The following is a 22,069-nucleotide window of genomic DNA, read 5'->3' on the forward strand; positions in this document are numbered from 1 at the left end:
GGTGGCGACCCCGGTATGCCTTTCTGCTACCGCCGGCGCAGCAGATCCTCTTCGGGCAGGCCCGCCTCGTAGTCGGCCAGCATCTTGTCGGCGTCGAACAGGACGCCGATCGGATTCCGCACGAAGGGCTCGGTCCGGAAGTAGGCTGCGGCTTCCTGCTTGGTATGGAAGGCATCGACCTGCAGCTCGACCTGGTTACCGTCGGGATCCTTGTAATACATCGACACGGTCGGGCCGTGGTTGATGGTGCGCACCGGCAGGATGCCCTCTGCCTTCAGTCGGCGATAGGTCGCAAGAAGCTGGCCGAGATCGCCGAAGCTGTAGGCGACATGCGACAGCCCGCAGGCATCGTCCGGCGGCGCCTTCAGGCCCTGCATCTGGATGAAGGCGACGCGGTGGTGCTCGTCGTCGTAGGTGACGAAGGAAATGTACTCGTTCTCGAACACCGGATGGGCAGCGAGCACCGTGCAGTACCAGTCGACCAGCGCCTTCTTGTTCGCCGTGCGCAGCACGAAGTGGGCGAACAGCGACGGTGCGATAGGCCTGCTATCGAGCGGGCGGCGGAGCCGGTCGGTGTCGGAGTCCATGCGGCGCCTCCATCAGCGGATGCTCACCGGCCTTCCCGGCTGGCGCGGCAGGAAGGCCGTCAACAGGCCCAAGCATAGCAGGAACGGCGTTACCTGATAGACCGTGTCGATGCTCGTCATGTCGGCGATCTTGCCCAAGGCGGCGGCGCCGAGGCCTCCCAGGCCGAACGAGAAGCCGAAGAACATGCCTCCGACCAGCCCGACCCGGCCCGGCATCAACTCCTGCGCATAGACCAGGATGGCGGGGAAGGCCGAGGCCATGATCATCGCGACCGTGACCGCGAGCACTCCGGTCCAGAACAGGTTGGCATGCGGAAGGATCAGCGCCACCGGCAGCGCACCCAGGATCGAGAACCAGATCACCGGAATGCGGCCGATCTTGTCGCCGACCCAGCCGCCCATCAGCGTACCCATCACGATGCCGATCATGAAGGCGAAGAGGTAGAACTGCGCCGCCTGCACTGAGAGGTGGAACTTGCTGATCAGGTAGAAGGTGTAATAGGAGCCGAGGCTTGCCTGATAGACGTTCTTGGAGAATAGCAGCATCACCAGCAGCCCCACCGTGACGATCACGCGGCCCTTCGAGAGGCCGTGCGGCGGTGCCGCAGCGGAGATCTTTCCCTTGGCCCGGACGGCGGGTTGGCCGGCGGCGCGCCGCGCGCGATACCAATGGCCGACCTGGAACAGGACGGTCATGGCGACAAGCGCCGCGGCGCAGAACCAGACGATGCTTCCCTGCCCACGCGGCACGACGATGAAGGCCGCCAGCAGCGGACCCGACGCCTGACCGAGATTGCCGCCGACCTGGAACAGCGACTGGGCGAGGCCGTAGCGTCCGCCGGCGGCCATGCGCGCCACACGCGAGGCCTCGGGATGGAACACCGACGAGCCCATGCCGATCAGCGCCGCCGAGACGAGGATCATCGGGTAGGAGTGCGCGCGCGACATCATCAGCAGCCCGACCAGCGTGAAGCCCATGCCGGCCATCAGCGAGTAGGGCTGGGGCTTCCTGTCGGTGTACATGCCGACGACCGGCTGCAGCATCGACGCGGTGAACTGGAAGGCGAGCGTGATGAAGCCGACCTGGCTGAACGACAGCGCGTAGTTGCTCTTCAGGATGGGATAGATCGCCGGCACCAGCGACTGCATCATGTCGTTCAGCAGGTGGCAGAAGCTGAGCGACAGGATGACGGCGAAGGTCGTGCTGTCGGCCGCGGCCTGGTCGGCCAGAGACGCCCGCTCGGTCGCGATAGGGGCGGCTCCGGCCGCCATCGTATCGTCGGTCATACTAGCATACTAAAATGCAACCGGCGCCTCGACCACCGCGCAGATGCAGACCAGCCCTGCGCGAGGGGCGCGCGATGCGACTCGCGTGCCGACGATGACGCAACGTCTGCAATGGCGTAGCGTTGTCGGCGACCGATGGCGCTCCAAGGCATCCCCACTGACGTTCCGGCGCGGCTCGATCGACTGCCCTGGAGCGCCTTCCACCGGCTGGTCGTGATCGCGCTCGGCATCACCTGGATCCTCGACGGGCTCGAGGTCACGCTGGCGGGCTCCGTGGCCGCGGCATTGCAGACCAGTCCGCGCTTGCATCTGACCGCGGAGCAGGTCGGCCTCACCGGCAGTGCCTATCTCGCCGGCGCGGTCCTGGGCGCTCTTTACTTCGGCCATCTCACCGACCGTCTCGGCCGCAAGAAGCTGTTCAATGTCACGCTCGGCGTTTATCTGCTGGCGACGGCGGCGACGGCCTTCTCGTGGAACTTCGAAAGCTTCCTGTTCTTCCGCTTCCTCACTGGGGCGGGCATCGGCGGCGAATACTCGGCCATCAACTCGGCGATCCAGGAGTTGATCCCGGCGCGCCTGCGCGGCCGCACCGATCTCGCGATCAACGGCAGCTTCTGGGTGGGTGCGGCCCTGGGCGCGATCGTGTCGGTGCCGCTGCTCGATCCAAACCTGTTCGGACCCGATCTCGGCTGGCGTATCGCCTTCGGCAGCGGCGCGGTGCTGGGTCTCGTCATCCTCTATCTGCGGCAGTTCCTGCCCGAGAGCCCGCGCTGGCTGATGATCCACGGCAAGGAGGGCGAGGCGAGCCGCGTCGTCGACGAGATCGAGGCGCGGGTGAGGGCGAGTGTCGGCGGCCCGCTGCCGGCGGTGAAGGCGGGGCTCCATCTCGGTGCGCCCCATCGGCTGACGATGGCCTCGGTCGCGCGCACCCTGCTGCGCGCCTACCCCGGCCGCACCGCGCTCGGCATCGTGCTGATGGCTTCGCAAGCCTTCGTCTACAACGCGATCTTCTTCACCTACGCATTGGTGCTCACCAAGTTCTACGACGTCGCCGCCGATCGCGTCGGGCTGCACATCCTGCCCTTCGCAGTGGGCAATTTCCTGGGACCGGTGCTCCTCGGTCCGCTCTTCGACACGCTCGGCCGCAAGCCGATGATCGCGCTCACCTACAGCATCGCCGGTCTGCTGCTCGCGGCGACCGCGTGGCTGTTCAGCGCCGGCCTGCTCGATGCCACGACCCAGACCGTCCTGTGGAGCATCGTCTTCTTCTTTGCCTCGGCCGCCGCGAGCGCCGCCTACCTCACGGTAGGCGAGAGCTTCCCGCTCGAGGTCCGGGCGCTCACCATCGCTCTGTTCTACGCCTTCGGCACGCTTTTGGGCGGCGTCGGCGGACCGTGGCTGTTCGGCGTCCTGATCGAGGGCGAGGGACGGGGCGGAATCGTCTGGGGCTACGCTCTCGGTGCAGCCCTGATGGTGGTCGCGGCGTTGGTGGAACTGAAGCTTGGCGTAAGAGCGGAAGGCAAGTCGCTCGAGGACGTGGCGCCGCCGCTGTCGTCCTCGGATTGAGTCTCCCCCCATATCGTGGCAGGGCTATCGCATTTCGCGAAAAGCCGGTTGCAAGAAACGGTGTCATCGGGAGCGAAGCGAAGGATCTTTTGCGACACCGATCAAAGATCCCTCACTGCGCTCGGGATGACACGGCGGGATTGCCCGTCAGGGAGAGAGGCGAGGGGGAACGCACGCTCTCTGCTTAAGCCGGCACCGGGATGGCGCGCTGGTTGTAGAGCAGCTTGCGGATGCGGGCCTGCTCCTCGGGCGGAAGCTTGGTGACGTCGCTCGAAAGGTCGCTGCCGACCGCCATGCCCTTCTGCACGGCCGGGCGCGCGCCGATCTCCTCGAACCAGTGCTTGAAGTGCTTGAATTCCTCGATGTCCTGGCCCTGACCCTTCCAGTTCACGGTCCATGGATAGCAGATCATGTCCGCGATCGTGTACTGGTCGCCCGCGAGATACTTGTGGCGATAGAGCCGGTTGTTCAACACACCGTAAAGCCGGTTGACCTCGTCGGTGAAGCGGCGGATCGCGTAGGTCTGGTCGCCATGCTGCTTCTGGTCGAGCCGGCGGAAGTGGCCGCATTCGCCGGTCTTCGGCCCCTGGTTGGCCATCTGCCACATGACCCACTGGTTCACGTCGTAGCGCGTGCGCAGGTCTTGCGGATAGAACTTCCCGGCCTTCTCGGCGATGTACATCATGATCGCGCCCGACTCGAACACCGTGATCGGTGCGCCGCCGCCTTTCGGCTCGTGATCGACCATCACCGGCATGCGGTGATTGGGATTCATCTCGAGGAACGCCTTGTCGAACTGATCGCCCTTCTGGATGTTCACGGCGACGATCCTGTAAGGCAGGCCGCACTCCTCCAGCAGGATGGTGACCTTCTTGCCGTTGGGCGTGGGCCAGTAGTGCAGATCGATCATGGTAGCTCCTCCATCGGTTGGCGGAGCTTAGCGCAACACCGGCGCTGCTGCAGCGCCACGAACAGTCGTCTGTCCGCTCAGGCTGCCTTCTTGGCCTTGAAAAGCTTGCGCAGCTCGTCCTTCGCCTTGTCGAGCGTGCGACGCCGCCGTGCGGGCAGGTTCTTGCCGGCCCGGTTGATGTAGAAAGTCAGCATCGACATCGCCGAGCGCAGGGGCGCGGACTTGCGGCGGTGGCTGCGTTCGGCCGAGCGCTTCAGCGAGGCTGCGATCTCGCGTGCGCTGCGCTTGTTGAACACGCCGCCTTCGAGATCGAGCGCGTTGCTGGTGCGCGTCACGCGCGCCGACCATTTGCGGTTCCCGGAGGACCGGCGGGACGGACGTCGCGACGGGCGTCGTCTGGCTGCCATGACGAAGAAACGCTGCGCGCCGGCCGGTCGTTGCCTAACGTGCGACGATGAAACGGGAGAAGGGGCCGCGCTGGTCGGCCGGCAGGAGCGGCGGCGCGGCGTCGATCTTGAGCTCCACCTCGCAGCTCGCATCGTTCGAGAGCGTGGCGAAATTGTCGAGCTTGTCGAAGTCGGACTTGGCGAAGCCCGCCTCGCGCAGCATGTCGCGGACCTTGTCGCGCGAGGCGACGGGCTGGGGACTGCCGCTGCGGCCGCTGCGATAGGCGGCCTCCATCGCGACCAGCACGTTGCGGAAGAGCCGCCGGCCCTCGGCATCGAGCTTGTCGGGGCGCGAGATGCCGCCGATCGCGAATTCTCGGCAGGCGGGTGGATCGGCCTTCTGCAGGTGCTTCACCAGCTCGACCCGCGCGGCCATCGCCGCCACCACGCTCGCATCGTCGGCGTTGCGCAGGACGGGCGCGATGACGTCGCGGCGCAGTTCGCCCACGATCTGCAGCGGCCGCGTCGGGCCGCCGGTCGTGGGATTGCGCGCCTCCTCGCGCAATGCCTCGCGCAGCCGGTCCTCGAATTCCGGATGGTCGGCGATGGCGAGGCCCATGAGCGGCATGCGGCGCAGATCAGCGAGCGCCTTCTCGGTCGGGCTGAATTCCTGGTAGACGGCATAGCCGCCCCAGATCGCCACGCCCAGCACGATCAGCGCCACCGCGATCGACGTTGCAAGTTTACGGCGTTTCACGGCTGAAGCATTACAGAAGGCCGGCCGGTGAGGCCAGCCTGCACGGCGCAAACGACGCATCCCTCTTTGGACCGCGCATCCTGCGCGCTCCGTGAGCCAAAAGTTTGCCGCCGTGCGATCCTACTTCGGCGTGTTCTTATCCAGGAAAGCGCGCACGCGTTTGATCGATTCCTGCAGATGGGTCGGGCCACGCCAGTCTTTCTGGACCTCGATATCGGGTGCGAGAGCGGCGATCTCCTCGCTGGTCCTGGGCGGATGCGGCTTGTCGGTGCCGGGCTGGAGGAAGAGTGGCGTGCGGCAGGCCTTCACGAAATCGCGCGTCACCGAGAAGACGAAGTCGCCGCCGAACATGTTGTGGCCGAAGGCGTCGATCGTCTCCTGCGTGATCGACGGATCGCGCGCCCGCACCGTTTCGCCATAGCCCTTGACGGCAGCGTCCCAGACGTCGCGGTTTTCCCACAGGCCGATCGGGTTCTGCAGCACCGCGGCGGCGATGCGCGCGGGATCGTGCTCGATCGCCTCGAAGCAGTAGCTGCCGCCGATGCAGCCGCCCATCACATGGAACTTGCCGAAGCCCAGATGATCCATCAGCGCGAAATGGTCGTCGGCAAAAGTGTGCCAGCCGTGGTCGGGTCGCACCTCGGCGACCGATTTGCCGGCATTGCGCTGATCCATGCCGATCACCGTGAACTTGTCGGCGAGCGCGACCATCGGGTTCATCCAGGCGGCGGGCTGGCCGGGATTGGCAGGGCTCGCTTTCCAGTAGGCGAGCTGCGACTTCAGCCCGCCCGGCGCATAGAGCAGGACCGGAAAGCCCTGGCCATGGACCTCGTAGTAGAGCTCGGCGTCGGCGCGCTTGAACATCGGCATGGCAGTCCTCCCGGATCGCACGATCAGTTGACCGATTCGTCTCGACCGGAGTCAAGGAACTCCCGTCTCGTCGCGGAACGCCCCGGTCAGGAGACCAGGCTCCAGGCAAGCTCGGCGCGCTCGCGCGGTGCCTTGCTCACCTTGATCGAATCCGGATTGGACGAATTGCCGGCAAGGCCGCGGCGGTAGACGCCTTGCGCGATGGCGGCGAGACGGAACAGTGAGAAAGCGAGATAGTAGTTCCAGTGCTGGATGCGCTCGCGACCGGTGCGCCGGCAGTAGGCCGCCACGTAGTCGTCCTCGGTCGGCAGGCCGAGCTTGCCGAGATCGACGTTGGCAAAGCCGTGCGGCGGCTCGCCGAGATGATAGCCGATGCAGTTGTAGGCGAGATCGCAAAGAGGATGGCCGAGCGTGGACAGCTCCCAGTCGAGCACGGCGACGATGCGCGGCTCGACCGGATGGACGATCAGGTTGCCCAGCCGATAGTCGCCGTGGACGATGGTCGTCGGATCCTCGGCCGGGATGTTCTCGGGCAGCCAGGCGATCAGCTTGTCCATGGCCGGGATGTTCTCGGTCTTGAGCTCGGCATACTGCCGGCTCCAGCGCGAGAGCTGGCGGGCGATATACTGGCCGCTGCGACCGTAGTCGCCCAGGCCGACCGCGACGGGATCGACCTTGTGCAGGCGAGCCAGCACGTCGTTCATGGAATCGAAGATCGCCGCCCGTTCCTCGGCGGTGCAGCCGGGCATCGACGGATCGGTGAGGATGCGGCCCTCCACGCAGCTCATGAGATAGAACATCTGGCCGATCACCGACTTGTCGGCACAAAGCAGATGGGCCGGCGCGACCGGCACGTCTGTCGCCGCCAGCGCCGAGATCACGCGGAATTCGCGGTCGACCTGGTGTGCCGAGGCGACGAGCTTGCCTGGCGGTTTCTTGCGCAGCACGAAGTCCCCGCGCCGGCCGTTCACCATCTCGGCCGACAAAAAGAAAGTCGGGTTGGAATGGCCGGAGTCGAACTGGTGCACCTCGAGCCCGCCGCGATAGCCGGCGAGATGGCCGCGCAGGTAGCGGTCGAGCGAGGCCACGTCGAAACGATGGCGCTCCATGACCGGAACGGTCTTGGCATAGATGGGCATGGCGCACCGACACTAGGGCGCGCGCGAGGAAAGGCAATTTTGAAGGAGAGCTGCGCTCCGCCGTGAGGAACAGCCGGCGCTAGCGGCGGCGGCGCGTGGCTGCGAAATAGAGCGCGACGCCGAGCAGGGCATAGAAGCCGCCGATGATCGCCCAGGCCCCGGCCGGATCGACCTCGCGCTCGAGCACCGCGAAGGCTGCTTGCGTGAAGCAGACCAAGGCGAACACGCCGCCGGCGAAGGCGGCGACGACGAACAGCGCGCGCGTCAGCGCGTCGGTCGCCGCGTCACGCAGGTTGCGGGCGGCGATGGCGCTGGTGGCGAGGCGGAGAAGGGGGCCGATCATCGTGGAAAGCGCCCCCGGCGAGGGGGCGCTACGGGAGGCTGGCCTTGCCGCGGCCGGACTAGTGCCGCCGACAAAGGTACCCCGCGAGGAAGCCGATGCCGGCGATGGCGGCGAGCGTGCCGAACGGCCGCTCCTGGACCGTCTCGATCAGCGAGTCGGACGCCTTCTCGCGCAGCTCGGCCGACCTCTTGGCCAGCGCGTCCATGCGGTCGCGGGCGGTCTCGCCATACTCGTCGATGAAGTTCTGCGCGGCCTCGATCACGGCGTCGATCGCCTGCTTGCTCTTGCTCTCGACGGCGCCCAGCACGCGACTTGCACCGTCACTGGTCTCGCTTTCCATCGCCGCCGACAGCTTCTTGAGCTGCGCCTTCAAGGCATTGATTTCCTTGACCAGATCCTTGTTGGTGGAAGCGGCTAGACCGTTGGCGCGCATGGATAGTCCTCCGGGCTGCGAGGTTATTCCTGCGCACATAACGCTGCAGAGGGCCAGAAGTTTCCTGAGTTTCAGCCGTCCCAGACGTTTTGCGGCATCGGCAGCTTCGCGAAGTCGGCCACTGCCAGCGGCGTTCCATGCACGATGCCTTCCTTGTCCAGCAGCATCATGTATTGCCGGACGTGCTGGCCGCAGTGCCAGGTCGTGCGCTCCATCAGCTCGTGCAGCGACTGCGGACCGTAATAGGTGTCGAGCATCTTGCCGGGCGAGATGTCGCCTTCCGCCCACCAGTCGGCGAAATGTCGACGCACCTTCACTCCATAGGCGACCAGCGTCGCGGCGTCGGCATCGGCCGCGGGCTCCTCGCGGAACATGGTCTGGACCAGCTTTATTCCCCGGTTGGCGCCCAGGAAGGCGTCGACCACCCGGAAGAGATGGAAGGCGAGGGTGCGGTAGCTGCGCGGCCGCCCAGGGACGTGGGTGCCGAGGCGGTCGTAGGGCATGAGCGGGATCAGCTCCAGCGCTGCGCCCATGAACTTGTCGACCCGCTCGGCCAGCTCCTTCGTCGAAAGCTGCGGGCCTGAATTCTCGTTCAGGCCGAGGAAGTCGACGATTTGCTTGGTGCTCTGGCCGAACGTGAATTTGGTCCCGCGGGCGAGCACCGGCACCGAGCGCACGCCGAGTCGTTGCAGCTCGGCCATGCCTTCCGGGTCTTCAAGCACATTCACCGAAACGAAGTCGATCCCACGGACCGATAGAAACTCCTTGAGTCTCAGGCAGCTCGTTCAACCGGGCTGCCAGAACACCTTCAGCGGGAGATTGGTCTCAGCCGACATCGAGCCTCCATTGGCATGCGCGCCGAGCCTACGCCCCGCGATGCATTCCAACAAGTCTCTCACGCCGGCTTGTGACAGACGATGCAGACCTTGTTGCCGTCGGGATCGCGCACATAGGCGCCGTAATAGTTCGGATGATAGTGCGTGCGCAGGCCGGGCTGGCCTTCATCGCGGCCGCCGGCGGCCATGGCCGCCGCATGGGCCTTGTCGACCGCTGTGCGGTCGGATGCCTCGAGGCCGATCGTGATGCCGTTGCCGGCCGTCGCCGCCTTCTTGTCGAGCGGCCGCACGATCCAGAGCTGCGGCCGCCCGTCCGACCGACCGTAAGCCACCGCCTCCGGATAATCGGCATGGCGCACCAGCCGCAGCGCGGCCGTGACGCCGTCGTAGAAACGCTTCGCGCGGGGGGGATGTCGTTGCTGCCGACTGTGACATGGCTGAACATGACGATGCTTCCCTTTCTTTGGCTTCTGCTCCGACGCGGCGTGCTTCGGTCCGGAACGTCATGATGCGCGAAGGCTGCGTTGCATCAAGACCGTATCGACCCATCGGCCGCCGGTGTGCGCCGCCTCGCGGCAACACCGATGTCGCGCAGCAGGCGATCGTCGAGCCCGCGCAGCGTGTCGAGCCGGCGGCGGCGTGAGAGCGGCGAGGCGCCGAGATAGGCATTCTGCACGATGCGGCTAGGCGCGCACGCACTTGCCCTCGCTGAAGCCGGAGGCGGCGCGGCGCAGCGCCGACACGGTTTCGCGCAGGCCGCGGTGCAGCGGCTTGTCGCGGCGCATCACCAGCCCGATCTTGCGCGACAGCCTGGGTGAAAGCGACTGCACCAGGAGGTTGGAGGCCTTGTAGGCGCCGTCGACGGCCATGCGCGGGACGACGCCGCAGCCGAGCCCCGCGCCGACCAGTTCCTTGATCGCCTCGACGCTGTCCAGCTCCATGGCGGGCTTCACCAGGAAGCCGGCCTCGGCAAACCAGTCGTCGACGATGCGCCGCGTCTGCGAGCCCGCTTCGTGCAGCACGATCGGATGGCGCGCCAGCACGGCGGGCGTCACCGCCTTGGGCAGCATGCCGCCCTTGCGCGGCGACAGCACCACGAACTCGTCGTCGAACAGCGGCGTCACCTCGAACATGCGGCCGGGAGCCGGTAGCGTCACCAGGCCGAGATCGAGCGTGTTCTCCTCGACCTGCTTCAGGATGTCGACCGAGTTGCCGGTGTTGACGATCACCTCCAGCGAGGTGAACTGGCGCCGCAGCTCACGCAGCACCGGCGGCAGGAAATGGATGCAGGCCGTGGCGCCCGTGCCGATGCGTACGCGGCTGATCGAGCCCTCGACGTAGGGTGCGATCGCGTCGTGCGCCGCCGTCGTCGCCTCGAAGATGCGGCGCGCATGCAGCAGCAGCTCGGCGCCGGCCGGCGTCGGCGTCGCGCGCTTGCCCACCCGCTCGATCAGCCGCACGCCCAGCCGCTTCTCGAGCTGGCGGATCTGCAGGCTCACCGCCGGCTGGGTGAGGTTGAGCCGGTCCGCCGTGGCCGAAAAGCTGCCGAGCTCGATCACCTGGGTGAAGGTGTCGAGATGATCGAGGTTGAGGTTGCGCGGTCTCAAAGTATTCCTTATGATCTGCATAAGGCAGAAAAGGAATATTAATATACAAAGTTTGCCCGAGGCGCGCGACCGCCGAAATCCAGGAGCAGGCTGCAGGCGTCACGAGGCGGCCGGTGCGTAGGCGACGGCGAGCTGGCGGGAGACGAGGCGGGCATAGAGACCGCCTTTCGCCAGCAGCGAGGCATGCGTGCCGGTCTCGGCGACGCGGCCCTCGTCCAGCACCACGATGAGGTCGGCGCCGCGCACCGTCGAGAGCCGATGGGCGATGACGATGGTGGTGCGGTCGGCCTGCAGGAGATCGAGCGCGCGGCGCACCGCCTGCTCGTTCACCGCGTCGAGATGCGAGGTCGCCTCGTCGAGCACCAGGATCGGCGCGTCCTTCAGGAAGGCGCGGGCGATGGCGACGCGCTGACGCTGGCCGCCGCTGAGACTCATGCCGCGCTCGCCCACCGGCGAATCGAGGCCGTCGGGCAGCGTCGCCACCAGCTCGGCGAGCGAGGCATGCTCGATTGCGGCTTGCAACTCGGCCTCCGAGGCGTCCGGGCGGGCGATCAGGATGTTGGCGCGCAGCGTGTCGTTGAAAAGATAGGTGTCCTGCGCCACGAGCGCGATCAGCCGGCGCAGCTCGTCGAGCCTGTAGTCCCTGAGATCGGCGCCGTTCAGCGTGATGCGGCCCTGCTCGGGATCCCAGAAGCGCATCAGGAGCTGCGCCGTGGTCGTCTTGCCTGCGCCCGACGTGCCGACCAGGGCCACCGTCTTGCCGGCGGGGATGGTGAAGCTCACGTCGGCGAGCGCGCGGCGATTCTGGCCGGGGTAGGTGAAGCTCACGCGCTCCAGCGCGAGCGACGCGGCTCCCCTCCTCGGCGGCACGCCCGGGCCATCGCGCACCGGGATCGGCTCGTTGGCCAGCGCATAGACGCGCCGGGTGGCGCCCAGCGTGTCGGCGAGCTGGCGGCCGATCTGGGCGATCTCCGACACCGGCAGGAAGGCCGCCATGGCGAGGATGGTGAGAAGCGGCAGCAGGCCGGGATCGACCGCCCCCCCGGTGGAGAGGATGGCGCCGGTCACGACCACGGCGAGGCCGCCCAGGCCCGTCATCACCTCGAGCAGGCTGTGCTGCAGGGTGAGCTCGCGGAAGAACGGCAGGCGCAGGTCGATATGCCGCTGCGTAAGCTCGTTCAGGCGATCGCCGCGCCGGCTCTCCTGCTGGAAGGCCACGATCTCGCCCAGCCCCTGCACGGAGTCGACGGCGAAGGCGCCGAGCTCGCCGGCCGCTTCCCGTGCCTGCGAGCCGAGACGATCGACGCGCTTGCGCATCAGGAAGGGGCTGAGCCCCACCGCGAGCAGGAACGGCAGCAGCGCGAGCGCGAGCCAGCCGCTCGCCGAGGCCAGCACGACGATCACGACGGCCGGCACGAGGATGGCCACGAAGGCGGGCGCCACCGTATGGGCGAAGAAATACTCGACCAGCTCGATGTCGTGCGTGGCGAGCGCCATCAGGTCACCGGTGCGGCGGCGCACGAGATAGGCCGGCGCCAGCGCCTCGAGCTTGCGGAAGGCATCGATGCGCATCTCAGCCAGCAGCCGGAAGGCCATGTCGTGCGCCAGCCACGATTCGAGCCAGTGCAGCACGCCCGACAGCGGCGCCACGATCGCAAGCGCGATCGCGAGGTTGTTGAAGGGCTCACGATGCTTCAGCGCCAGCACGATCAGCGCCGACAGCACGCCCACGCCGATGAAGGCCAGCACCCGCAGCACGCCGAAGGTGAAGGTGGCGGCGAGCTTGCCCTTCCACGGCAGGATGACCTTCATCAGGTTCGCGACCACCTGGTACCAGGTGAGCCCCTCGGCCTTGATGATGCCTTCGGTGGGAGCGGAGGCGGGGAGGCGGGACTCGGTGTCTTTCGGACCGCGCGCATCCTGCGCGCGCATGAGTGGGCTGGAAGCCCGCAGTCCCGAAGAGCCCTGAGCCTGTTCCGCCATCAGCGTCGCATAGACCCCGCCGCGCGCCATCAGGAAATCGTGCCGGCCTTCCTCGGCGACACGGCCGCCATCGAGCACCAGGATACGGTCGCAGTCGATCACGCTGGACAGGCGATGCGCGAGGATCAGCGTCGTCCGGCCCTGCATCAGGCGGTCGAGCGCTTCCTGGATCACCGCCTCGTTCTCGGCATCGACCGCGGAGAGCGCCTCGTCGAGCACCAGGATCGGCGTGTCGCGCAGCAGCGCCCGGGCGATGGCGAGGCGCTGGCGCTGGCCGCCGGAGAGCTTGATGCCCTTCTCGCCGATCACCGTCCGGTAGCCCTGCGGCAGGCTCTCGATGAAGTCATGGATGTTGGCGGCGCGTGCGGCTTGCTCGAGTTCTTGCTGCGTCGCGCTGGGCCGGCCGAGGCGAATATTCTCCTCGACCGTGCCGTGGAACAGGAAAGTGTCCTGGTTGACCACCGAGATCAGCGAACGGATTTGCTCGAAGGAGAGCGTACGCAGATCATGGCCGCCCAGCGTGATGCGGCCCTCGTCGGGGTCGTAGAAGCGCAGCAGCAGCCGCACGACCGAGGACTTGCCGCCGCCCGACGGGCCGACGATGCCCAGCCGCTCGCCCGCCGCGGCGCGGAAGGAAAGGCCGTCGTGGATCGTGCGCCGCGTGCCGGGATAGGCGAAGCGCACGTCCTCGAAGGCGATGACCGGGGCGATGGCTTTGTCCAGCGGCCGCGGCGAGACGTCGGCGACGGCCGGCCGGTCGTCGAGGATGTGGTAGATGCCCTGCGCCGCCGAGAGTCCCACCATGCCCTGATGCAGGACGGTGCGCAGCTCGCGCATCGGCCGGAAGATTTCCACACCCAGCATCAGGATGACCAGCAGCGAGGCGAGCGCCATCGCGCCCGACTCGACGCGCACCGCGCCATAGATGAGGGCGGCGGCGGCCCCGCAGGCGATCGCGGTGTCGGTGATGCCGCGCGCCAGCGTGTTGGTGGCCAGCACCCACATGGTGCTGCGGAAGAGATCGCGCGCCTCGATCTCGAGCTTGTCGGCGCGCGCCTTGCCCTGGCCGAACGCCTTCAGCGTTGCGAGGCCCTGGATCGAGTCCAGGAACTCGGCGGCGAAGCTCGCATAGCTTTTCTGACGCCGTCCCGAGTTGGCCACGTCCCACTTGTGCCAGAGCGCGGGCGCGAACAGCGCGACGATGGCTGCCGCCAGCATGACCAGCGCCACCGGCAGGTCGATGAAGGCGACCACCGCGAAGATCAGCAGCGGCGAGAGCAGCGCGACCAGGAACTGCGGCAGGAACTGGCCGAAATAGGTCTCGAGCTGCTCGACGCCGTCGATCAGCGAGAGCGTGAGCCCGCCCGAGCGCTGGCGGCCGACCGTGCCGGGTCCCAGGCTCGCGATCTTGTCGTAGATCACGCGGCGCAGGCGCTTCTGCACCCGCGCCGCGGTCTCGTGCGCGACCACGGCGCGCCAGTGCTCGGCCGCGCCGCGCAGCACCATCACCAGCGCGATCAGCAGGATGGGCAACATCAGCGCGGAAGCCGGCACACCGGCGAACACCTGGCCGATCAGCCAGCCCAGCAGACCCAGCCGGGCGACGCCCAGCCCGACCGACAAGAGGCCGACCGCGACCGCCGCCGCGATGCGGCCGCGGACGCCCCTGGTGAAGACAAGAAGGCGCGGTTCGATATGCATGGCGCGATGCTAGGGCGAACATCCACATTCGTCAGTCCACAAAAGGGAAAAACGGCTGTACAAATCTGTACATGACGCCCAGTTGGGACGACCTCCGGATCTTCCTCACGCTGGCCCGCGAGGGCACGCTGACGACCGCCGCCAAGGCGCTGGGCGTCAGCCATCCCACCGTGGCGCGGCGCGTCGCGGCGCTCGAGAGGCAGATCGGCGCGCGTCTGTTCGAGCGGCTGCCGGACCGCTTCGTGCCGACCTCGGCCGGCGAGGAGCTGCTGGGCGACACCGAAGCGATGGAGCGTGCTGCGCTTTCGATCGACCGGCGCAGCGCAGGATTGAGCGACACAGTGCGCGGCGTCGTGCGGCTCTCCGCCGGCGAGGCGATGTCGGCCCTGCTGGCACGCCACCTGCCCGAGCTGCGAAGGCAGCTGGCCGAGATCGAGTTCGAGCTGGTGGCAAGCCACACGCTTGCCAATCTCTCCCGGCGCGAGGCCGACCTCTTGATTCGCGAGCAGGTGCCCGACCTCGGCGACATCGTCGCGCGCAAGCTCGGGCGGGTCGCCTACGCGATCTATGCTCATCCCGCGCTCGCGGTGGCGCGGCTCGGGCCGGCGACGATGAAGGCCGTGCCGTGGGTCGCCTTCGACGACGACCATGCCTACATGCCCGGCCAGCGCTGGCTCGCCGATCGGCTGGACGGGACGCGTCCTGCCGTGCGCGGCAACAACTGGCTGGTGCTGCACGAGGCAGTGCGGGCGGGCGCGGGCTTCGCGATCCTGCCCTGTTATCTCGGCGATCCCGATCCGGGCCTGCAGCGCATGGGCGGCGTGATCGCCGAGGTCTTTGCCGACCAGTGGCTGCTCGTCCATCGCGACCTGCGCGCGCTGCCGCGCATGCGCGCTGCCATGGACGCCGTGGTCGACCTCTTCCAGCGCGAGCGCGCGGTGCTGGAGGGAAGGTCGCCGCGCAACAGCTTCACTGGCGACGTATCGAGACCAGGGGCAAGGTGAAGGTGGCGCTGTCGCCGTGGATGTCCGGCGGCAGCGGTGCGTAGGGCGCGCCGGCGCGCACGCCGGCCACGACGCCTCTGTCGAGCGCCGCAAAGCCGCTCGATCGGGCGACCGCGACATCGAGCAGCCGTCCGTCGCGGGCGATGACGATGCGCAGGACGGTCGTGCCTTCCTGGACGCTCGCCTGGGCCTCGTAGTGATATCCCGCGAGCTTGCGCACGACTTGCCAGAGGTAGTTGTCCGCGACGCGCGCGCGATTGTAGGTGTCCGCGGGATTGACGAAGGGCGACGGGGTCGGCGCTTCGCGGCTGGCAATGGCAGGGGGCTGCCGCCGTGGCGCCTGGGTCAGCGGCGAGGGTCGGAATTGCGGTTCCTGGGCCGGCCGGGCGGGTTGGGCAGGCGCCGGCACCGACGATATGTGCGCCTGGCGAGAGGGCGCCGGTCGTGCCGCCTGCAGCGGTTCGAAGGTCGGCGGCGCCGTTACCTCCGCTTGCGGTGGCGGCACGGCCTGCTCGAGCAGTGGCCGCTCCGGTGCGAGCGCCTGCCGCGCTTCCCTGGCTCGCGACGGGACCTGGCTCGGCTTGTCGGCCGTGATTTCCGCCGGCGGAGCCAGGCCCGGCATGTCGGGCGGTGCGGGGCGCGCCTTCGGCGTCACAGTCGGTGGCGGAGGCGGCGGCTTGGCCTTCGGCTGCTCGAAGGTAACGTCGATGGGCGCTCGCGGCAGGGTGAGGCGAGGCTCGCGCAGCGAGAGGCCCCACAGCCCCAGCGCCACCAGACCATGCAACAGGACCGCCAGCATCAGCGCCGCCGGCGGCATGCGGCCAGTGCGAAAGGTGGGAAGCGAAGCGCTGACGTCGGCCACGATGGTTCCGATCCCTTGTCCAAGGACTTGGGCCATCACGTTCCCGCTGGCAAGAGCACATGATTGTGCCACTCCAGCGGCGCTCATGGTGTGTAGAAAGAGGACAACGGTGCCATCTGCTGACACCGTTTCCCAAACAACTACATCACGACCTGCTGGATGCCGCCGCGGAGCTGACCCGCCTCGATGTTGCGCCACAGGATCTCGTGGCCCTGCGGCAGTGCGCGGTTGTTGGGCATGGAGAGCCAGAGGCGCAGCAGCAGGCGGTCGTGGCCGGAGGTGGCGTCGTCCTCGAACGGCGTGCGGCCGTGGTAGGTGACGTGGCTGTTGATGAGCTGCAGGTCGCCGGGTTCGAGCGTCATCTCGAAACAGAGCTCCTGCGCGGTCTGCATCAGCACGTCGATCGCTTCCTTCTGCGCGGTCGTGAGCTTCGGCACCCCGGGCGCCATCTGCGCGGCCTCGATGAAGGTGAGCGAATAGTGCGAGGTGAACTTGCCATCGCGCAAGCCGAAGATCGGCAGCGGATAGGCAGTCTCCTTGGTCGTGCCTTCCTCGCCGAAGCGGCTGCGCCAGAAATCCTGGAACAGCACTTCCAGAAGATCGGGCCGGCGCGCCAGGATCGCGTTGTGGATGGCGGGCGTGGAGGCGAGGGTGCTGACGCCGCCCTGGCGCGCCTGACGCACGCAGAGGAGGCCGACGACGTCGGTGCGGTCGGTGTGGAAGCGCAGGCCGCCGTTGGTGAGCGTGCGGGCGTAGGACGACAGGAAGGTCGTGCCTTTCCGCTCGTCCTGGACCTGGCCATAGGTGCGGCCGACATGCGCGCCCTCGTCGCGGATGGCGCGCATCAGCTCGCCGCTGCGGTTCTGGAACACCGGCATGCCGAGATGGCTGCCGAAGCCGAAATAAAGGCGGCGCAGGTCGTCCTCGTCGTAGCGATCGACCGGAAAGCCGCGCAGCTTCACGATGCCGCAACCGTTCTCCAGCTCGTCGGCGATGTCGTCGAGGAGCGGCCGCAGCGTCGACACCGGAAAGTCGGCGCGCGTGATCTCCCGCCACGGATGGTCCTTGACCGCCTTCAGCGCAGCGTCGAACTCGGCAACCGCGCCGGCCGGCAGGTTCCGGATCCAGCGTTTGGAATCCTTGATGTCCTTGCCCTGCCAGACGGAGGGGCCGGTGAGAGGTGAGCGGGTCATGGACCAAACCTATCACATTCCGACGAGCGGCTTCCTCATATTGATCGAGGTCGGATAGTCGAAGCCGGGATGCGCCTCGCGCCCGACCTCGACATAGCCCAGCGATCCGAAGAGCCGCTGGTTGTCCGCGAGCACCACGCGTACGCCGAGCCTGACGCCGGCCAACCCACGCGCCCGGGCATCGGCCTCTACAGCAGCGACCAGGCGCCGGGCGAGGCCCAGACCGCGCGCTTGGGGCACGACCGCCAGCCGGCCGAAATAGAGGTCGCCATCCACGACCCTGGTCATGACGCAGCCCAGGGTCTCGCCGTTCCGCTCAGCGACGATCGCGCTCGCGCCCCTGGCGAACTCTACGGCAATGCTTTCCGCCGTTTCGCGGAAAGCGCCGGACTCCGGCACGAGCTTGCCCCGGTATTGGGCGAATGCAGCGGCGATGGTCGCGGCCAGCGCCGACGCGTCGGCCGCCGTCGCGGGCCGCAGGACAAGAGGGTCGCTCATCGTCCGCTTCTCGCGTAGGCTCGCCGCGAGAGCGAAAGGAAAGACGAGAGGAAGGATATGGCGCTCATCACCTATCTCACCCGCATCCAGTTCGAGTTCGGCGCGCTGAAGCTTCTGGAGCAGGAGCTGCAGCTCCTCGGCATCCGCCGACCGCTGATCGTCACAGACAAGGGTATCATCGCCGCCGGCCTGTGGGCCAAGGTGAAGGAGAAGCTGCCCGGCAACATGCCGATCGCGCTCTACGACGGCACGCCCGAGAATCCGACCGAGGCCGCCATGCGCGACGCCCTCAAGATCTACAAGGACGAGGGCTGCGATGGCATCATCGCCATCGGCGGCGGCTCGCCGATGGATCTCGCCAAGGGCGTGGCGCTGATGGCGACGCATCCCGGCAATTCGCTGCAGCCCTATGCGATGGTCGAAGGCGGCGCGACGAAGATCACCTCGAAGGTGGCGCCGATCGTCGCCATCCCGACCACCTCGGGCACCGGCAGCGAGGTGAGCCGCGGCGGCGTCATCATCATGGATTCCGGCCGCAAGCTCGCGATCGGCAGCCCGCACCTCATTCCAAAGCTGGCGCTAATCGATCCCGAGCTGACGCTGGGCCTGCCACCGCATCTCACGGCGGGCACCGGCATGGACGCCTTCACGCACAACATCGAATGCTTCCTGTCCAACGCCTACAACCCGCCGGCCGACGGCATCGCGCTCGACGGGCTCGACAAGGCGTGGCGCTATGTCGAGCGGGCGACCCGGGACGGGCAGGACCGCGAGGCGCGCTTCAACATGGCGATGGCGGCGATGGAAGGCGCCATGGTGTTCCAGAAGGGGCTGGGCGCCGTGCATGCGCTGAGTCACCCGACGGGCGGGCTGAAGGGGCATCGGCTGCATCACGGCACGCTGAACGCGGCCTACCTGCCGGCGGTGCTGCGCTTCAACGCGCCGGCGGTCGGCGAGAAGTACAGGAAAGTGGCCCAGGTGCTCGGCCTGCCCGAACGCGAGGGCACCGCCGAGGGCGTGGCCAATGCCGTTGCGGCGCTGAACGAGCGGCTCGGCATCCCCAGGGGGCTGGGCGCGATGGGGCTCCGGCAGGACGAGGTCGAGCAGATCGCCGACGGCGCGCTCGGCGACCACTGCCATCTCTCGACGCCGCGCCAGCCGACCAAGGCGCAGTATGTCGAGCTGATCGAGCAGAGCTGGGGCTAGTCTTCTGGACCGCGCGCGTCTTGCGCGCTCATGATCGTGGGCGAGCTGGAAGCTCGCGGTCCGTGAGAAGAGGCTGATTGGGAGAAGACATGAAAGTCAAGGACAAGGTCTGCGTCGTCACGGGCGCGGCGGGGGGAATCGGCGAGGCGATCGCCCGACGCTACGCCAGGGAAGGCGCCAAGGGCGTCGTCGTCGCCGATCGCGATGCGGCGCGGCTCGACAAGGTGGCCAGGGACATCGAGGGAGTCGCGGTCGCCTGCGACGTCGCGAAGGAGGCCGACATTCGCCATCTCGTGGCCGAGGCCGAGCGGCACTTCGGCCCGGTCGACATCTTCTTCTCCAACGCCGGCATCGGCCGCGGCGGGCACGAGGATGCGATCGACAAGGACTGGGCCGACAGCTGGGCGATCCATGTCATGGCGCATGTCTATGCCGCGCGGGCGCTGGTGCCCGGCATGCTGGCACGCAAGTCGGGCTATCTGCTCAACACGGCGAGCGCGGCGGGCCTGCTCGCCTCGATGGGCTCGGCGCCCTACGGCGTCACCAAGCATGCCGCGGTGGCGCTGGCCGAGCATCTGGCGATCCAGTACGGCGACAAGGGCATCCGCGTGTCGGTGCTCTGCCCGCAGGCGGTCGACACCGACATGCTGCGCATGGCCGGCGCCACGGCCGCGTCGGTCGACGGCGTGCTCAACACCGACGCCGTGGCCCAGACCGTGATCGACGCGATGGACGCCGAGACGTTCCTGATTCTCACCCATCCCCAGGTGAAAGAGTACATGGCCCGCAAGCTCGACCGCGACCGCTGGCTGCGCGGCATGCAGCGCCTGCGCGACAGGACGGGCGAGGGGCAGAGGAAGTAGCTCCCGCCAATAGAGATGTGTCATCCCGAGCGCAGCGAGGGATCTTTGCTCGCGGCGCATTAAGGATCCCTCGGCTTCGCCTCGGGATGACACCGGTTTCGGGGCGACGGCGTTTCTCATGCTCCCCTACATCCACCACCTCTTCGCCGATACAGGTCTGTGGATCGCGATCGGCGTGACGCTGGTCGCCGGACTGATGCGCGGCTTTGCGGGATTCGGCTCGGCGATGCTGATGGCGCCGATCTTCGCCATCCTGTTCGGTTCGGCCGAGATGGTCGTCACCATCGTCGCCATCGAGCTGGTCGTCTCGCTGCAGCTCTTCCCGCAGGTACGCGCCAGCGCCGACTGGAAGACGCTCGGCCCCATGAGCATTGCCGCCTGCGTGGCGATGCCGCTCGGCGTCTGGGCGCTGGCGAGCGTCGACAAGGGTACCATCGTCACCGCGGTGTCGGCGGTGATCGTGGCCTTCGTCGTGCTGATGTGGAGCGGCTGGAAGTATCGCGGCGGCCGGTCGACGGCGGCGACCGTCACGGTGGGCGCCGTCTCGGGGGCGATGATGGCGACCACCAGCGTCGGCGGGCCGCCGGTGCTGCTCTACCTCCTCTCGGGCAGCGATCCGCCGCATGTGAACCGTGCCAACATCGTCACCTACTATTTCCTCACGCAGTTCCTGCTGATCGTGATCGTGCTGGCAAGCGGGGTCGCGGGCTGGGATGCGCTCGGCCGCGCTGTCGTGCTGTTTCCGCTGATGATCCTGGGAGCGTGGCTCGGCGGGCGCCTGTTCCATGGCCTCGCGAGCGAGCGGCTCTACCGCAACGTGGCGCTCGGCATCCTGTTCGCGACGGGAACGTTCGGCCTGCTGCGTACCTTCATCGCCTGATCAGAGCGGCATCGCCTGATCAGAGCGGCTTCTCGACACAAAGGCCCCAGGCCGTGGGCTTGGTGCTATTGCGCTGCTTGTCGAAGCTGCCGTCCCAGGCGTGCACCACCTGGTCGCGGAAGGATTCGCAGTCCTGCCGGCTCTTGAAGTCGATCTTCTGCGTCGTGGCGACACCGTTGGAGCCGGGCACGGAAAACACCAGCAGCAGGACCACGATCGAAGTGGCGGAACCCATCCAGAAGCCTCCGCCCGAGTGAACGCGGCGTCGCCCATGCGGTTCCCGATCGCCACCGCCGGGCTAGAAGAACGAGAAGGCCCGGCTCAGCTCGCGCAGGGGGCGCAGGGCGCTGTCGCCGAAGCGCCGTCGCGGCGGCGCATGCTGCAGGTCGAGCACCCAGTTGTGGTCGGCCTCGTAGCCCAGCGCCTGCAAGGCGCCGGGGAAGCACCCGATGAAGGCATAGGCGAGCGGGACCGTGAACTCGCGTTTCCACTGGCCGATGTCGCCCGAGCGCACGTGCCTGTTGCCGAGCCGCGACAGCCCGCCGAACAGGCTGTTGCGCCAGAAGTGCGCGTCGCAGATCTTCCGCTCGGCGGCGTCGAAGCCCAGGAAGGCGGTGATCCGCCGCCAGTAGCGGAGCTCGATGTCCTGTCTCAGCTCCTCGTAACGCGCCTCGAAGCAGTCGGGCCGGCCGTAGCGCCAGCGCAGCATGTCCTGCACCGTGCCGCCGGAGGAATGCTCCATTTCGTAGATGTACCGCTGATGCGTGTTCGGCAGGCCCTTCAACCGGCGCTGGTAGGTGACGTCGTCGTAGCCGGGCACCGGTTCGTGCAGCCAGCTTTCCTTCGACTTCCTGTGGTAGTGCATCGCCGAGATCACCACGTCGCGCGGATCGCGGATGAGATGGAGCACGCGCACGTCCTCCCGCTCGAGCAGGGATCCATGGCTTCGGAAGTCCGAATCGGTGCTGAGAAGGATGAAGGGAGCCTTCAGCGCTTCCGACAATTGCTCGCGCCGATGCTCGTACCAGACCTTGAAATCGATATAGGCCACGCCGAGGTCGGCGGCGATCCCCTTGAACACGCCATCCATCCAGACGGTTCCCGTCTTGTGGTGGGTGGCGACGACAACGTTGTATCTCATCCGTAATCTTTTCTTGT

23 protein-coding genes and 1 pseudogene are annotated in these 22,069 nt (G+C 67.5%); 5 read left to right on the forward strand and 19 right to left on the reverse strand.

What is annotated here, in order from left to right; genetic code table 11:
* Positions 1–26 precede the first annotated feature (26 nt).
* The gene (locus tag OJF58_RS18055; protein ID WP_300779100.1) at positions 27–587 is read right to left on the reverse strand and encodes a VOC family protein; all 561 of its coding nucleotides are present in this window, start codon (positions 585–587) and stop codon (positions 27–29) included.
* A gap of 12 nt (positions 588–599) precedes the next feature.
* Positions 600–1,874, reverse strand: a complete 1,275-nt coding sequence (locus OJF58_RS18060; RefSeq protein ID WP_300779101.1) for an MFS transporter — start codon at positions 1,872–1,874, stop codon at positions 600–602.
* 135 nt (positions 1,875–2,009) lie between these two features.
* Between OJF58_RS18060 and OJF58_RS18065 the strand changes: the two genes are divergently transcribed.
* Positions 2,010–3,440, forward strand: coding sequence for an MFS transporter (locus OJF58_RS18065; RefSeq protein ID WP_300779102.1), 1,431 nt, complete (start codon positions 2,010–2,012; stop codon positions 3,438–3,440).
* Between the two features lie 184 nt (positions 3,441–3,624).
* On the opposite strand, the gene OJF58_RS18070 is transcribed toward OJF58_RS18065, so the two are convergent.
* The 12 genes and pseudogenes from OJF58_RS18070 to OJF58_RS18125 form a co-directional block, all read right to left on the reverse strand.
* Positions 3,625–4,350: a glutathione S-transferase N-terminal domain-containing protein gene (locus tag OJF58_RS18070; protein WP_300779103.1), complete on the reverse strand. Its 726-nt coding sequence runs from the start codon at positions 4,348–4,350 to the stop codon at positions 3,625–3,627.
* A 77-nt stretch (positions 4,351–4,427) separates the two neighbouring features.
* Positions 4,428–4,757, reverse strand: coding sequence for a DUF3175 domain-containing protein (locus OJF58_RS18075; RefSeq protein WP_300779104.1), 330 nt, complete (start codon positions 4,755–4,757; stop codon positions 4,428–4,430).
* Between the two features lie 34 nt (positions 4,758–4,791).
* Complete coding sequence (locus tag OJF58_RS18080; RefSeq protein ID WP_300779105.1) at positions 4,792–5,493, reverse strand: hypothetical protein; 702 nt, start codon at positions 5,491–5,493, stop codon at positions 4,792–4,794.
* Positions 5,494–5,613: 120 nt separating this feature from the next.
* Positions 5,614–6,363, reverse strand: a complete 750-nt coding sequence (locus OJF58_RS18085; RefSeq protein WP_300779106.1) for an alpha/beta fold hydrolase — start codon at positions 6,361–6,363, stop codon at positions 5,614–5,616.
* Positions 6,364–6,449: 86 nt separating this feature from the next.
* Positions 6,450–7,502, reverse strand: coding sequence for a phosphotransferase (locus OJF58_RS18090; RefSeq protein WP_300779107.1), 1,053 nt, complete (start codon positions 7,500–7,502; stop codon positions 6,450–6,452).
* A gap of 79 nt (positions 7,503–7,581) precedes the next feature.
* A complete protein-coding gene (locus OJF58_RS18095) occupies positions 7,582–7,845 on the reverse strand; it encodes a hypothetical protein (RefSeq protein ID WP_300779108.1) in 264 nt (87 codons plus the stop codon).
* 58 nt (positions 7,846–7,903) lie between these two features.
* Positions 7,904–8,278 (reverse strand): hypothetical protein, encoded by a 375-nt coding sequence (locus OJF58_RS18100; RefSeq protein WP_300779109.1) that lies wholly within the window; start codon positions 8,276–8,278, stop codon positions 7,904–7,906.
* Positions 8,279–8,349: 71 nt separating this feature from the next.
* Complete coding sequence (locus OJF58_RS18105) at positions 8,350–9,054, reverse strand: glutaredoxin domain-containing protein (protein WP_300785317.1); 705 nt, start codon at positions 9,052–9,054, stop codon at positions 8,350–8,352.
* A gap of 119 nt (positions 9,055–9,173) precedes the next feature.
* Positions 9,174–9,559, reverse strand: a pseudogene (locus OJF58_RS18110) (VOC family protein).
* Between the two features lie 84 nt (positions 9,560–9,643).
* Complete coding sequence (locus OJF58_RS18115) at positions 9,644–9,790, reverse strand: hypothetical protein (RefSeq protein WP_300779110.1); 147 nt, start codon at positions 9,788–9,790, stop codon at positions 9,644–9,646.
* A 7-nt stretch (positions 9,791–9,797) separates the two neighbouring features.
* Positions 9,798–10,721 carry a LysR family transcriptional regulator gene (locus OJF58_RS18120; RefSeq protein WP_300779111.1) on the reverse strand — a complete coding sequence of 308 codons (924 nt, stop codon included), beginning with the start codon at positions 10,719–10,721 and terminating at the stop codon, positions 9,798–9,800.
* Positions 10,722–10,820: 99 nt separating this feature from the next.
* Positions 10,821–14,405, reverse strand: a complete 3,585-nt coding sequence (locus OJF58_RS18125) for an ABC transporter ATP-binding protein (RefSeq protein WP_300779112.1) — start codon at positions 14,403–14,405, stop codon at positions 10,821–10,823.
* A gap of 71 nt (positions 14,406–14,476) precedes the next feature.
* On the opposite strand from OJF58_RS18125, the gene OJF58_RS18130 reads away from it, so the two are divergent.
* Positions 14,477–15,409 carry a LysR family transcriptional regulator gene (locus OJF58_RS18130; RefSeq protein WP_300779113.1) on the forward strand — a complete coding sequence of 311 codons (933 nt, stop codon included), beginning with the start codon at positions 14,477–14,479 and terminating at the stop codon, positions 15,407–15,409.
* Here the strand turns inward: OJF58_RS18130 and OJF58_RS18135 are convergent.
* The 3 genes from OJF58_RS18135 to OJF58_RS18145 form a co-directional block, all read right to left on the reverse strand.
* Positions 15,375–16,271 (reverse strand): energy transducer TonB, encoded by an 897-nt coding sequence (locus OJF58_RS18135; RefSeq protein WP_300779114.1) that lies wholly within the window; start codon positions 16,269–16,271, stop codon positions 15,375–15,377. The two genes, OJF58_RS18130 and OJF58_RS18135, sit on opposite strands and share 35 nt — an antisense overlap.
* A gap of 140 nt (positions 16,272–16,411) precedes the next feature.
* Positions 16,412–17,464, reverse strand: a complete 1,053-nt coding sequence (locus tag OJF58_RS18140) for a TauD/TfdA family dioxygenase (protein ID WP_300779115.1) — start codon at positions 17,462–17,464, stop codon at positions 16,412–16,414.
* Positions 17,465–17,476: 12 nt separating this feature from the next.
* Positions 17,477–17,962 carry a GNAT family N-acetyltransferase gene (locus tag OJF58_RS18145; protein ID WP_300779116.1) on the reverse strand — a complete coding sequence of 162 codons (486 nt, stop codon included), beginning with the start codon at positions 17,960–17,962 and terminating at the stop codon, positions 17,477–17,479.
* Between the two features lie 57 nt (positions 17,963–18,019).
* On the opposite strand from OJF58_RS18145, the gene OJF58_RS18150 reads away from it, so the two are divergent.
* The 3 genes from OJF58_RS18150 to OJF58_RS18160 all read left to right on the forward strand — a co-directional run bounded on the left by OJF58_RS18150 (position 18,020) and on the right by OJF58_RS18160 (position 20,911).
* On the forward strand, positions 18,020–19,168 hold the full coding sequence (locus OJF58_RS18150; RefSeq protein ID WP_300779117.1) for an iron-containing alcohol dehydrogenase: 1,149 nt from the start codon (positions 18,020–18,022) through the stop codon (positions 19,166–19,168).
* Between the two features lie 89 nt (positions 19,169–19,257).
* Entirely contained in the window at positions 19,258–20,031 is a 774-nt protein-coding gene (locus tag OJF58_RS18155) for an SDR family oxidoreductase (RefSeq protein ID WP_300779118.1), read from the forward strand.
* A 118-nt stretch (positions 20,032–20,149) separates the two neighbouring features.
* Entirely contained in the window at positions 20,150–20,911 is a 762-nt protein-coding gene (locus OJF58_RS18160) for a sulfite exporter TauE/SafE family protein (RefSeq protein WP_300779119.1), read from the forward strand.
* A gap of 19 nt (positions 20,912–20,930) precedes the next feature.
* Here the strand turns inward: OJF58_RS18160 and OJF58_RS18165 are convergent, their stop codons facing one another.
* Positions 20,931–21,146, reverse strand: a complete 216-nt coding sequence (locus OJF58_RS18165) for a hypothetical protein (RefSeq protein WP_300779120.1) — start codon at positions 21,144–21,146, stop codon at positions 20,931–20,933.
* A 63-nt stretch (positions 21,147–21,209) separates the two neighbouring features.
* Positions 21,210–22,052, reverse strand: a complete 843-nt coding sequence (locus OJF58_RS18170; protein ID WP_300779121.1) for a sulfotransferase domain-containing protein — start codon at positions 22,050–22,052, stop codon at positions 21,210–21,212.
* Positions 22,053–22,069 lie beyond the last annotated feature (17 nt).

The organism is Enhydrobacter sp. (genome assembly GCF_030246845.1).
Lineage (GTDB): Bacteria > Pseudomonadota > Alphaproteobacteria > Reyranellales > Reyranellaceae > Reyranella.